Below are 12,837 nucleotides of genomic sequence, written 5' to 3'. Positions count from 1 at the left end.
GACGCAAGACCGGGCCCGCCGGGTTGGACGCATATGCTGCTTCTCCCAGAACCAGATGCGGAGGCACCACTATGTCGAGCAAAAGCGATAGGGACAATCGATCCACTCAATTGAATCCCGACAATCCAGCTTCGGCGAGTTCTCGAGCGGGCAGCTTCCGCGATGATGATGACGATGGGGAACCCGTCTCGTACGTCGATCGATACTTTTATACCCCGCCTCGCGCGACCCCGTTTCAGGTGATAGGGCAGTACGGGGTTGGGGTGGTTTCCCAGGAAGGGGAGGCGAGGTTTGTCACCTTTTGTCTGGAAGCCACCGCGAGCGCGACCCTCCTTTATTCCCACTCGAGCTTGCAGGCGCGCATGGAGGACTATTTCGAGCGTTTCGCGATCCATGTGCATGGGCTGTTCCACGTGCACTTCAAGGCTCCGCCGGTCTTGTACGTGCAGTTCGATGGAACATCTGGCCGGCTGCCGTGGCACGTTCCGCTCAACCTGGAACAACCAGAGACAATGCGGACGTTTCTGATGTCGCATAAGCCGCAGATGAACTGCGCGCCCGCTCCGAATGCAGTTATCGAACTGTTATGTGACCGCCTCAGCGAACCGAGCGAGGATTGGGGTACTTTCCAGGTCCTGCATCGAGACGCTTCGGATCTGACATTCATCTACGCCAGACGCTGCAACGCTGAGATTCAGAAAAATGCCCACCCCGGCGCGACAGCGATCGAGGCAATAAGAACGAAACCGCTTATTTGAATTGACGCGTTGATCATTGTGTTTCCCGGGAACAGCCAAAACCGTTGAGGACCTTGGAGGCAAGCTGGTTCGAGTCGCGATTTTTGGCCTGGCAGCCGGAGTACACTGGATTTGCGGCGTCGTCACCGCACAAGGAGATCGAGATGAAATTCGCCGAAATGTTCAGGTTCGCAAAGCGGGGCGCCAAGGTCGGTCAATCAGCCGACGGAGAACACCAGCATGATCACAGCAAGTCGGCGCAAAAAGAAGCGAGAAAGCAGTGGGACGTAGTCGGTCGCAATCGTCATAAGAACGCGAAGTGGCAATAGGACCCGACGACTGCGCCAGGCGCCAAAGTACAAGGCGGGGTAGTCGTACTTCCGTTTGCATGCGGTTGCCCGCGTCCATGTGCCCTCGCATCAGGTTGCCGGTGCGGTCAGCGACGTGTTGTACGTGGTGCCCGCGATCACCACGTTGCTCAGCGTAACGCCGCTCACATTGCTCACGAACACCGGACGCGGACCGTTGTAGTCGACCCCCTCGGAGCCCTGCATCAAGAGCGCCTGGAAGCACGAGTTCGAACCGGCGACGAAGCCCGCAGACATCGAGTACGCCACCGTGCCCGACACGTTGCTCGCGTTCACGTTCGTGATGTTGATGTTGCTGATCAGGGATGGACTCCAGCGTACCGCGTCGCCCGAGAGTCTCGCGCAAGTCGATGAAAACCTGCGGACATTCGAGGGCGATTTTCCTCCCGAATTCTGGGTTGAGCTCCGGCGTAGGTAACTGATTCGGCCAGATGCGCCGACGCCCTGAACGTCGTACTCGATGCGCCGAAACCCAGCTCGACAGCGTGTCGACGTTGCCCGCGCGCCGCGCGGCAACTTCACGAAAGAAGAGCGAAGCGCGTTTGCCGAATTCGTTCAACCAGGTTGCACAATACTGAGTAGCGTGCGCGCCCTCGGAACTGCAGTTCGCGCGCCCTTTCGCACGTCCCGGAGTGAACAGATGCTCGACGCCGCCAGAAAATGCTTTACGGCTGGGCTGGCTGCCGTCGCCTTTTTGCTCGCGAGCAGCCAACCGTTCGCACAGCAGGTCGTGAAGATCGGCGTATCAGCCCCGCTGAGCGGCGCCGCAGCCGCCAACGGCAAGGACATCGAGAATGGCGTTCGCCTCGCCGTCGAAGAAGCCAACGCCCAGCACACGAAGTTGGGCGGGCAGGAGGTGCGCTTCGAGCTGGACTCCGTCGACGATCAGGGCGATCCGCGCATTGGCGTGCAAGTCGCGCAGAAGCTCGTCGATGATGGCGTAGTTGCCGTGGTGGGCTATTACAACTCCGGAGTAGCGTTGCCCTCGTCGCCGATATTCGCCAAGGCCGGCATTCCGTTGATAGACCCTGCCGCGACGAACCCGGCCATAACCCGACAAGGGCTAAAGAACGTTTTCCGTATTATCGCCACCGACGCACAGAACTCCGGCAATGCAGGAGGGTACGCGGTAACGGTCACCAAAGCGCAGCGCATTGCAGTCATGGACGACCGCACGGCATTTGGCCAGGGAGCCGCCGATGAATTCAAGAAGGCCGTCATCGCGGCCGGCGGCCATATCGTCGCGTCGGAATACACCAACGACAAGGCCGTTGAATTCAACGCACAGCTCACGAATATCAAGGCCGCGAACGCGGACCTCCTTTACTTTGCCGGCCTTGATAACCAGGCGGCCCTTCTTACCAGGCGAATGAAACAACTCGGCATGCGGACGCAGTTCGTAGGGAGCGGTGGCATCGCCGACAGCATCTTCATCAGCGTTGCTGGCAGTGCAGCCGAGGGCGCAATGGCGTGGGAGTACGGACGGCCGGTCGAGTCTCTTCCCCAAGGCAAGGCCTTCGCGGAAAAATTCAAAAAGCGGTTTGGCGCGGATACCTTGACTTACGCGCCATTCGCCTATGACTGCGCGTGGTTGGCTATCACTGCGATGAAACAGGCGAATTCCTCAAAACCGGAGGTATTTACGCCTGCGTTGCGAACTATTCAGTACGACGGCATCACGGGAAAGATCGAATTCGATTCGTACGGTGATCTGAAGCACCCGACGTCGACGCTCTATCAGGTGAAAGGCGGCAAGTGGCTGCCGGTGACAACCCTCGGCGCCAACTGAATTGCCGGACGACGGTTAGCTAACAACAGACTCTTGTCGTTGCGCAGCGATAACGGGTTCAACTCGGCGGATGCCGGTAACCGTCATCGAAGCGCCTTTATACCAGCAGACACCACAGCGCGAGGAGCGGAGTTGTTCCCGAGCGCATCGCGTGCACGCCGTTGCGGGTGTTGTGCAGGCCGCCGCCGATGCCCGGATCGAACCAGTCTCCGTTACGTTGCCGGAATTCCCCAGCAGTGAGCAGCACGTAAGCCTCTTCCGGCGGATGGTGATGATCGGGGTATCGGGTGTGTGGAGCGAGCAATGAAAAACCCAACTGAACATCGTAGCGGCTCTCCATGCCGCCAGGGCCGCAAATCATGCCGTTCACGTGCTTCTCGACATAGTCTTTGCTGCCATTCAGTCCGGAAGTCCGCCGCTGCCAACCGATCGCAGGTTCGAGCACATTGATAGCGCGTGCGGCGTCACCGAGATCGGAAGTGTCGTTAAGAAGCGGTGCAAGGGCCGAAGCGAGGAGATCACAGGCGGGATAGCGTTCGCTGTTTCGCTTTCCATCGTCGGATGGTTGATCGAGACGCTGGAACACCTTCACGGCCAACTGGCGGCCCGCTTCCGGCAGCGCCTCCGCCTGAAACAGATCGCGGGCAATGCGGATGAAAAGCTCGAGGTTGGCAGGTCGCCGGTACATGGATGTTTCCGTGAGTCTGTTGCCCAGGTATCGCGCTGATCAATCAAGAGTCACGGCGCTCGGAACAGGTACCGCTTGGCTTTGAACGGTGCGCTGTCGCCCGATCTCAAGTATCGCGAGGCTGCCGAGTATCAGAAACATCGCCGCGATTTCGAGCTGACCGATCTGCTCACCCGCAGCCCAACCTATCAGAAGCGCAATGACGGGCGTGATATAGACCGCCCCAGAGGCGACGACGGCGCCCAGATCCTGCAGCATGAAGTAGTAAAGCAGGAACGATGCGCCTGTGCCCAAAAATCCCAAACCGATCACCACGCCTGCCGTGGCGCGCCAGTCCTGCAGTATCTGGCCCGTACCGTGGAGGTCGGTCAAGACAAAGAGTATCAGCAATGCAAGGCCCATCTGCCATGTCACGATGACCAATGGGGCTAGGTTGATTGGAGAGAGAAAGCGCCGGACGTAGATATACGACAGACCAAAAACGATCGCGCCCGCGATCATCCACGCGACGCCCGCGAGACTGATGGCATCGTCGCTGCTGAGGGCAGACCATGGTCGTGCAATCAGCGTGATGCCCGCCATCCCCAACGCGACACCGCAGACCATCGAGCGGTTCATCTTCTCGTTGCGCAGAAACAGCGTCGACGCAATCGACGTAAAGATGGCCGGCGAGCCTCCGAGCACGCCGGCAATACCCGACGGAAGCAGGGCGGTTCCCTTTGCCATCGAAAAGTAGCAGAAGGCTGTTGCGAGCGCAGCCATCACCAGGAAGTGATGCAGGTAGCGCACCTGGTCCAGCCTCAGTACATCCCGGCGTCTCGCGAGAATCGCGAGAGGGACGAAGCCGAAGAATACCCGCAACAGCGATATCTGAGCTGGGCTGATCAACGGAGCCGCCCATTTCATGTAGATGTAATTCGATCCCCAGAAGAGTCCGAGGAGAAAGAAGGCGGTATAGGTCCGTATCAAGGTACGATCCCAATAGGGTTGGTGGCCACGAGGAAGAGCGCGCGCTCAGCGTACCGGGCGTCATCCGGCCCGCGTGAATCTCAACTGCGCTTATAAAAAGCAAAAGCAGGGGCGGCTAGTGCTCCGGTTGGTCTTCACCCTGAGTATTGAAGCGCGACGAAAGCGCGTCAACGCGCTTTATTTTCATGCTGGCATTCCTTTTAGTAATTCGTGTATCGAGCGGTTCTCGATCCTGACGTTCCTTTCGTCAACGGCTTCACGATGGGTGGTATGTGGGTCTGAGCGACAACAAACGATGCGCTGCGCGAGAAGTCAGCGGGGCGCCGGATCTTCCCGCAGCCACTCGATAAGCTGCGTAATGACCGGCGTGATGGTCCGGCCATGGGGAACCACGACGAAATAGGCGTCGCTCGGCCGGAACGTCGCCACATCCATCCGGATCAGTTCTCCTGAGCGCAACAGGTCATCGACCAGGCGGCTCCACCCCAACGCAATTCCCTGGCCATATCTCGCGGCTTGAATCGCATCGGTGTAGAGACTGCACCGCAGCACCTTGTTGAGTCGCCCAGGCCGGTACCCGACCGCGCGAAACCATTCGTTCCAGCCCATCCAACCTTCGGTCGTAGCATCGGACTCGACGAGCGCCATCTTCGCCAGTTCATCGAGTGAGCGAGGCGTGCCGTATTCCCGAAGGAACTCCGCGGAACATACAGGGAAGACTTCCACGTCGAACAGCAAAGTCGAGGTTCCGTCCGGCCAGTTGCCGTCGCCATAGCGCACAGCGACATCGACTTCGACATGCCGAAGGTCCGCGGTGAACATGTCGGTGGACAGCCGCAGTTGCAAAGGGGGGACGAGCTTCTTTAGCTTCGCGAGCCGCGGCAGGAGCCGGAATTGCGAAAAGGCGGCCGTCGACACCAGCACCAGTTCCCGCAATTCGGTGCCCGTAACCAGACGATCGAATACGCCGGCGATTTTCTGCATGGACTCGGCGACGACCATGTACAACGCTTCGCCCTCGCTTGTCAGATCAATCGAACGGTGCAGCCGGTGAAAAAGCTGAACGCCGAGCGTCTCTTCGAGGAATCTGACCTGTCGACTCACCGCGGACTGCGTGACGCCCAATTCATTCGCGGCATAGGTGAAACTCCCGAGCCGAGCCACGGCTTCGAACTCGACAAGCGCCGTAAGCGACGGAACGATCCGACGATAGCCTTTCGTTGCTTTGGTGGTTTTCATTCGAGTCACATCTGTCGACGGGTACAACGGTGAGTCTGAGCCTGCGGTGATCCGCCTCTTTCTCATCCCAAACCCTGGTTTGCCTGGTTCGAGAGCAGAGCCTCGATGCCCGGTTCGGCAGTCCGGTTCCACATGCATTCTCACATGATTTAAAGGAATGTGAACCGGCTTATAAAGGACGTTGACGGTGCGTTTTGACGGTCCAATACTCAACGCCATATCAGTGCCGCCAGCACTGCGAGACGTTCTCACCACGAGGCCAATCATGTCCGAAGTTCAGCTTCAAACGCATCGCGAACTAATCGAAAGCCGCAGGAAGGGACACGGCATGCCCGGCGAGTTGTTTGGGCGTCAGGACGTCTTCGAGACGGACGTCGAGGTGTTCTTTCACAGGCTCTGGATTGTCGTTGGCGTGACTGCCGATGTACCGGAAGCGGGTGACGTGCACACGGTCGACATCGGCAAGGCATCGATTATGATCGTGCGGGACGACGACGAGAACGTGCGTGCCTTTCGCAACGTTTGTCGCCATCGCGGCTCGCGAATCATAAAGAAAGCTGGCAAGGCCAGCGTCGGGATGCTCGTGTGCCCCTACCATCAGTGGACCTATGATCTCGACGGTAGCCTCAGGCATTCGACGCATATGGGCAAGGACTTCGACGCAAGCTGCCACAGTCTGATTCCAGTCCATGTGAAGACGGTGGGCGCGCATATTTTCGTTTGTCTCGCCGACGATCCGCCCGCTGACTTCGAGAAGCTCGAGACCGTGATGGCCCCTCGCTTCGCGCCGTACGATCTGGCGCGAACGAAGATCGCCCATCAGATGGAGATCGTCGAAAACGGCAACTGGAAGCTCGTGGTGGAAAACAACCGCGAGTGCTACCACTGCGCGGGCACCCATCCGGAGCTGACCAACTCGTTCCTTGCAGAAGACTTCGGCTTCTGTCCGGACGGCCAGAGTGAAGAATCGCTGCAAAGCTACGATGAGTACCTGAAACGCAACGCGGCTTGCCGGGAGAACTGGGAACAGGACGGCTATGTCTGCGCCACGTTCGAATCGGTCGACGAGGGTGTGGATACCAACTTCCGGACCCAGCGTCTCGTCATCTCGGGGGCCAACGAATCGCAGACGCTGGACACCAAAGTGGCATGCACGAAACTGCTCGGCGGGGTCGAGCGGCGCGATCTGGGTGACGTCCACATGTGGGGCCATCATTCGTGGACCCACGTGATGAGCGACCACGCAGTGATCGCCTATCTTTTGCCGCTCGCGCCGGACAAAACGCTGGTGCGCACGGTTTGGCTCGTCCACGCGGACGCAGTCGAAGGAGTGGACTATGACCTGAAGCGGCTCACCGAAGTCTGGATCGCGACGACGAACCAGGACGCGGAACTCGTCGCGAACGCGCACGCAGGAACACAGGATCCGGCTTATATCCCGGGGCCTTTTTCGAACTATACAGAGGCAGCGTTGGATCAGTTTTCGCGCTGGTACGACGCGAAGCTGAGAGCGCACGGAGTTTGAGGCCGCCATGAACGTAGCCGCGGATTCATGTTTCATCGAGCCGGGTCAGGAAATGCCTGATCGCTTTTGCAGTGCGAGCACGTGGGAACGTGCGGACACGCAGTGGCCGAGTCACGAACAGCGCACGCTCACGTGCACGCGGGTGTCCGCTGAAACGCACGATGTCCGGACATTCGTGTTTAGCGCCCGGGATGGCCGGCTCTTCAGCTTTGAACCGGGGCAGTTCATTACGGTGTCCGCCGAGATCGCTGGCAAGGAGATTAGCCGTTGCTACACGATCTCTTCGCCGCCTACACGCCCCCATACGCTTTCCATTACGGTCAAACGCACGGCGGGTGGCGTCGTGTCGAACTGGCTGCACGAGAACATGAGGGAGGGTGTCGAACTGAAAGTCTTCGGGCCCTCGGGCGTATTCACACCTTCTTCGGGCCCCGCTGCGAAGAGTCTTTATCTTTCGGCGGGATCGGGCGTGACACCATTGATGTCGATGACGCGGGCGGCGCTCGACCTCGGCCTGAATCGCGACATCGTGTTTATTCATAGCGCCCGGACGCCGGAAGACATCATCTTTCGCAACGAGCTTGCGTGCTTGTGCGCGCTCTCGGACAAGCTCCGGGTCGTGCACGTGTGCGAGGCGCCCGGGAATGAGCCGGATTGGCCAGGCCCCGTGGGGCGTCTGAGTCTTGAACTATTGAACCGGCATGTGCCGGACTACCGCGATCGTGAAGTGTTCATCTGTGGCCCGGGCGGCTATATGGACGCTTCCAGAAAAATGCTCGAAGAAGGTGGGCACGACCCTTCCCGATATCATCAGGAAAGCTTCAACTTCGCGGAAACTGTGGAGTGCGCCCAAGGGCCGGGCGCGGAGCCCAGCGCAGAACCGAGCGGACGGATTGGCTACACGGTGCAGCTCGCGCGCTCGGGTCGCACGTTCACGATGGACGGGTCCCAGACCGTGCTCGTCGCCGCGCGCAAGGCCGGTGTGCCCTTGCCGTCGTCATGCAGCCAGGGCATCTGCGGGACCTGCAAGACGAAAGTGCTCGAAGGCTCAGTGGACATGAAGCACAACGGAGGCATCCGCCCGCGTGAAATTGACAAGGGCATGCGCTTGATGTGCTGCAGCCGACCGACTTCGGATCTGATTCTCGATCTGTAGCCTTTCCCACTCCGGAATGACCCACGGCCCGGATCATCCGCGATTGCCCATGAAGCGCGGGCGAACGCATACCTGATCGGTGGATGCGGCGCCCGCGAAGTTCCCGGCGCCGTTCCCGATGCCGCGCTCAGCCTGCCGAGACCATGGTCTCTCGCCGTCCTTCAGTGTCAGTAATGCACCACGGTCCGGATCGATTTGCCCTCGTGCATCAAATCGAAGGCTTCATTGATGCCAGAGAGCGGCTTGGTGTGGGTGACGAACGGCGCGAGCTGGATCTTGCCCTCCATCGCGTCTTCGACCATGCCGGGCAGTTCCGAGCGGCCCTTCACGCCGCCAAAGGCGGTGCCCAGCCAGCGGCGGCCGGTCACGAGCTGGAACGGACGGGTAGAGATTTCCTGACCTGCTCCGGCCACGCCAATGACGACCGACTGGCCCCAGCCACGGTGCGCGCATTCGAGCGCCGCACGCATCACGTTGACGTTGCCGATGCATTCGAAGCTGTGGTCCACGCCCCAGTCTGTCATTTCGACGATCACCTGCTGGATCGGCTTTGCGTAATCCTTGGGGTTGAGGCAGTCGGTCGCTCCAAAGGCGCGCGCCAGGTCGAACTTGCCCGGATTGGTGTCGATCGCGATGATGCGGCCAGCCTTGGCGAGCTTGGCGCCCTGGATCACGGCGAGGCCGATGCCGCCCAACCCGAAGACGGCGACGGTATCGCCTTCCTGCACCTTGGCGGTGTTCTTCACCGCGCCCAGACCCGTGGTTACGCCGCAGCCGAGTAGGCATACCTGCTCGGGATTGGCCTGCGGGTTGATTCTGGCGAGCGACACCTCGGCCACCACGGTGTACTCGCTGAACGTGGAGCAGCCCATGTAGTGATAGATGGGCTGGCCGTTGTAGCTGAAGCGGGTCGTGCCGTCGGGCATCACCCCTTTGCCCTGAGTGGCGCGCACGGACACGCACAGATTGGTCTTGCCGCTCTTGCAGAACAGACACTCGCCACATTCCGCGGTGTAGAGGGGGATCACGTGATCGCCGGGTTTTACGCTCGTCACGCCTTCACCCACTTCGACGACGATGCCGGCGCCCTCGTGACCGAGCACGACGGGGAAGAGGCCTTCGGGATCGTCCCCCGAGAGTGTGAAGGCATCGGTGTGGCAAACACCAGTATGGGTAATCTTGATCAGCACCTCGCCCTTGCGAGGCGGTTCGACGTCGATCTCGACGATCTCGAGGGGCTTACCTGGCGCAAACGCAACTGCAGCACGCGATTTCATAGTGGTCCTTTAAAGGGGCGGCCAACTGCGGGGTGGAATTCCCGCATGGTACTAGCGTAAATAGGTTCGAACGAGGGTCACGACATCGTCGATGGACCCGGAAGAGGCATCCGCGGACCCCGCAAGGTGCGTGAACTCCTCGCGCAGATGGCTTTCGAGCACACCGGCCATCACACCGTTGATCGCGCCGCGGATGGCCGCCAGTTGCTGGAGCACCGGAGCGCAATCGGCGCCTTCCTCCAGCGCGCGCTCGAGCGCGTCCAACTGCCCGCGAACCCTGCGCACGCGTGTCAGGACGCGTTTCTTTTCTTCGGCGGAATAAGGCATGACAGCAACGATGTATGGATACTAGGGGGCAGTATAGGCGAATACTTGGGGGGAGTACACGTTTTCGGACGATTCGGCGGCCGCAATACCAGGTGAATGACCGGACTGCTCCTAGGTGCATCGGGCGCATAATGAGTTTCTATGGGTCGTGCCGCGACGAGGTTGTATGCGCTGCACAAACTGGGCCGATGCGTGGCTCGCGCGGCACTACGCGGATCTCGGTCGACGCTCCAGCATCGACATTCGCGCGGAGTTTCTCTGAGCAGCCTGCTGAAGAAAGCGGCGGGCAGTCGTAGTGAGCCGAAGTGCGCAAAGGAGCAGAGATGAGCCACTTGCAGGAACGCTTCGTCGAGTTATGGACGCGCTGCGGGGGCGCACGCGCCGAGGCTGTCTATGCCGATCTCGCGCAACGTTACAGCGAACCCATTCGTCACTATCACACGTTGCGTCACGTTCGCCGCTGTCTGCGCTATTTCGATTTCGCGTGCAGCGCCATTCCGCATCCGGATCTCGTGGAACTTGCGCTGTGGTGCCACGACGTCGTCTATGTTCCAGGCGCAGGCGACAACGAGCAGCGCAGCGCGGACTGGCTTCGACGCTCGGCCGACGATCGCATCATGATGTGTGAGCACATCTGCGAAATGATCCTCGCCACCCGACATACCGGCGCGCCGGAAGAGCCCGACGAGCGCTTTACGTGCGACATCGACCTCGCTGTGCTAGGCGCCGCGAGATCCCGGTTTCTCGCGGAAGGAGTGCGCGTACGCAGGGAGCGCTCGGACCTCGACGACCTGGCGTATGACTTGCAGGAGCGAAAGTTTCTCGGCGGCCTGCTTGCACGACCTCGCATCTATTTCACGGACTATTTCCACGCGAGATGCGAGATGCGTGCTCGCGGGAATCTCACGTGGCGGCTCGCGTCGGAGACGCCGGAATCGCAGTAAGCCCAGGCGACCATTGCGACTCAGGCTTCGGCGTCCCAAACCGGGTTAGCAGACACACGAACGCATTGCGATGGCCGGCTTCTGTCCGCGCCAGACCGCGCTGTCCGGGGGCGCGTGGTTCGCCGGTTAGACGGCGGCGCCGGAAGGGGCGCGGATCGAGACAATTGATGCTAGGTGCGTGGACGGGAGAGCGGGGTCTCGCAGATGTCAGCGATCGCATGTATCGCCGCGCGAGACGCGCAAGGGCGCATTCGAGTCGCGGTAGCCGATCTGACTGACCGCACGCGTACAGTCCGACTGACACTTCGTGGGCCTGGTATGCCTCGCGACGCGTTCATCAGCGGCGAGGAGACGGTGCGAGCGGCGGGCGACATGTGCGGGAGTACATCGGGAGCACTTGCTCGCCCGCTGTTGCTGCGCCCGTATGCTTTTGTCATTGGGGTGTCTTGCTGACACGCGAGATAGGACAACCTGCTTGAGGAGACCCCGGCAGGGAACCGCCGGGGTCGTACTTGCCGCGCGCTGCGACGTCGCCGCAAGTTCTGCACTTCGGGGTGCTTAATCCCGGGATCAATGCAGCGTGCCCAACGCGGTCCGGTCGTTGAAGTCGAACAATGGAGAGTCCCGGCCCACGCTGATGCCATTGTTGATCGCGAGGCGATGAAAATGAAGCAGCAGATGGTGTCAATTGGAGCGCAGCAGTTGGTACTGGCGCGCCTGATCGATTTACCGGGCAGACGGTCGCCGAGCGGCGGGAGTCCTGGTTCCAGACCGTCAAGGCACGCTTCGACCGTGCCGTCGCCGAGGGTGAGCTTGCCACTGAGACCGACACCGAAGCTCTCGCCCGCCTTTACGGGGCGGTTGTGCAAGGCATGTCGGCGCAAGCCCATGATGGGGCATGCAAGGCAATAGTGAAGCGGCTGGCCGATATTTCGTTGTCGGCATCGCCGTGCCCTTCACCTCGTCGCCGGAAACCGGTTGCGTGAGTGCACCGATTGCGCAAACGCGACGATACGGGTGTCCGGTAAGTCAGACGTGCTGGCCTCCGTCGATGTGAATCTCGGTGCCATTGATGTAAGACGAAGCCGGCCCACAAAGGAAGTGGATCGTCTCCGCCACCTCACGAGGGTCGCCCAAACGATGAAGCGGAATTTCGTTGTTGACTATATTTTCGGTACCTGGAGACAGAATCGAGGTATCGATCTCGCCGGGAGCGATCGCATTGACACGTATCCCGTGGGGCCCAAATTCGTGAGCCATCTCCCGCGTCAGAGCGAAAAGTGCTGCTTTGGACGCTGCATAAGCGGTACCCGCAAATGGATGGACCTTGAAACCGGCAATAGACGTGACATTGACAATTGCGCCCTTGCCACGTGCAAGTTCAGGAAACAGAGCCCTGGCGAGCAAGGCGTTGGAGATGAGATTGACGTTGAGGACGGACGACCACGTGTGGATGTCGCTGTCGAGTACGCCAAGTCGCGTTCGGTTCTTGCCCTTAGGTGAGATTCCTGCATTGTTCACGAGCGCGTGCAGTTTGCCGTGCGGAAGTCGCCGCCGCACCTCGTCGGCAATCTCCTCGACGGAATTCAGATCGGCAAGGTCTGCCTGGATATGCGACTCCCGTGCGGCCGGCCACTTGCAGTCTTTGGAGAAGGGCTGCCGCGAAACAGTGAAAACATCCCAGTTGTGCTGCTGGAACAGTTTGACGGTCGCATGTCCGATTCCGCGACTGGCACCGGTCAGCAACATATAGCGGGTTGACTCATCCGTGTGCGGCGATTCGGAAAGTTGACTGCTCGATGCGGGTACCAGGTTCAT

13 protein-coding genes are annotated in these 12,837 nt (G+C 60.2%); 6 read left to right on the top strand and 7 right to left on the bottom strand.

All coding sequences use genetic code 11. The features are described from left to right. The first annotated feature begins 71 nt into the window (after positions 1-71). Positions 72-758, top strand: a complete 687-nt coding sequence (locus GCT19_RS04675) for a hypothetical protein (protein ID WP_152851166.1) — start codon at positions 72-74, stop codon at positions 756-758. Positions 759-901: 143 nt separating this feature from the next. After that, positions 902-1,066, top strand: a complete 165-nt coding sequence (locus tag GCT19_RS42605) for a hypothetical protein (protein WP_176134997.1) — start codon at positions 902-904, stop codon at positions 1,064-1,066. 90 nt (positions 1,067-1,156) lie between these two features. Here GCT19_RS42605 and GCT19_RS04670 read toward each other — a convergent pair whose 3' ends face one another. After that, positions 1,157-1,381 carry a hypothetical protein gene (locus GCT19_RS04670; RefSeq protein WP_152851165.1) on the bottom strand — a complete coding sequence of 75 codons (225 nt, stop codon included), beginning with the start codon at positions 1,379-1,381 and terminating at the stop codon, positions 1,157-1,159. Positions 1,382-1,745: 364 nt separating this feature from the next. Between GCT19_RS04670 and GCT19_RS04665 the strand changes: the two genes are divergently transcribed. Further along, positions 1,746-2,894: a branched-chain amino acid ABC transporter substrate-binding protein gene (locus GCT19_RS04665; RefSeq protein WP_152851164.1), complete on the top strand. Its 1,149-nt coding sequence runs from the start codon at positions 1,746-1,748 to the stop codon at positions 2,892-2,894. Positions 2,895-2,991: 97 nt separating this feature from the next. Here GCT19_RS04665 and GCT19_RS04660 read toward each other — a convergent pair whose 3' ends face one another. From GCT19_RS04660 to GCT19_RS04650, 3 genes are all read right to left on the bottom strand, one after another. Next, on the bottom strand, positions 2,992-3,582 hold the full coding sequence (locus GCT19_RS04660; protein WP_152851163.1) for a dimethylsulfonioproprionate lyase family protein: 591 nt from the start codon (positions 3,580-3,582) through the stop codon (positions 2,992-2,994). Positions 3,583-3,621: 39 nt separating this feature from the next. After that, the gene (locus GCT19_RS04655) at positions 3,622-4,551 is read right to left on the bottom strand and encodes a DMT family transporter (RefSeq protein WP_152851162.1); all 930 of its coding nucleotides are present in this window, start codon (positions 4,549-4,551) and stop codon (positions 3,622-3,624) included. 312 nt (positions 4,552-4,863) lie between these two features. After that, positions 4,864-5,790, bottom strand: a complete 927-nt coding sequence (locus GCT19_RS04650; protein WP_152851161.1) for a LysR substrate-binding domain-containing protein — start codon at positions 5,788-5,790, stop codon at positions 4,864-4,866. Between the two features lie 265 nt (positions 5,791-6,055). Between GCT19_RS04650 and GCT19_RS04645 the strand changes: the two genes are divergently transcribed. Both GCT19_RS04645 and GCT19_RS04640 read left to right on the top strand, forming a co-directional pair. Further along, the gene (locus GCT19_RS04645) at positions 6,056-7,315 is read left to right on the top strand and encodes an aromatic ring-hydroxylating oxygenase subunit alpha (protein WP_152851386.1); all 1,260 of its coding nucleotides are present in this window, start codon (positions 6,056-6,058) and stop codon (positions 7,313-7,315) included. A 7-nt stretch (positions 7,316-7,322) separates the two neighbouring features. Beyond that, positions 7,323-8,471 carry a hybrid-cluster NAD(P)-dependent oxidoreductase gene (locus tag GCT19_RS04640; RefSeq protein ID WP_018436348.1) on the top strand — a complete coding sequence of 383 codons (1,149 nt, stop codon included), beginning with the start codon at positions 7,323-7,325 and terminating at the stop codon, positions 8,469-8,471. Between the two features lie 167 nt (positions 8,472-8,638). On the opposite strand, the gene GCT19_RS04635 is transcribed toward GCT19_RS04640, so the two are convergent. Together GCT19_RS04635 and frmR are read right to left on the bottom strand one after the other, a co-directional pair. Beyond that, a complete protein-coding gene (locus GCT19_RS04635; protein WP_152851160.1) occupies positions 8,639-9,748 on the bottom strand; it encodes an S-(hydroxymethyl)glutathione dehydrogenase/class III alcohol dehydrogenase in 1,110 nt (369 codons plus the stop codon). A gap of 51 nt (positions 9,749-9,799) precedes the next feature. Continuing rightward, positions 9,800-10,075, bottom strand: a complete 276-nt coding sequence (frmR, locus tag GCT19_RS04630) for a formaldehyde-responsive transcriptional repressor FrmR (protein WP_152851159.1) — start codon at positions 10,073-10,075, stop codon at positions 9,800-9,802. 323 nt (positions 10,076-10,398) lie between these two features. Here frmR and GCT19_RS04625 point away from each other — a divergent pair, with 323 nt between their 5' ends. Beyond that, entirely contained in the window at positions 10,399-11,019 is a 621-nt protein-coding gene (locus tag GCT19_RS04625) for an HD domain-containing protein (protein ID WP_018436352.1), read from the top strand. A gap of 1,029 nt (positions 11,020-12,048) precedes the next feature. On the opposite strand, the gene GCT19_RS04615 is transcribed toward GCT19_RS04625, so the two are convergent. Continuing rightward, positions 12,049-12,837, bottom strand: coding sequence for an SDR family oxidoreductase (locus tag GCT19_RS04615; protein ID WP_152851158.1), 789 nt, complete (start codon positions 12,835-12,837; stop codon positions 12,049-12,051).

It is taken from the genome of Paraburkholderia atlantica, assembly GCF_009362785.1.
Taxonomy (GTDB): Bacteria; Pseudomonadota; Gammaproteobacteria; order Burkholderiales; family Burkholderiaceae; genus Paraburkholderia; species Paraburkholderia atlantica.
The sequence above is the reverse complement of the archived record's forward strand: the minus strand, read 5'-3'. Positions and strand labels throughout refer to the sequence as shown.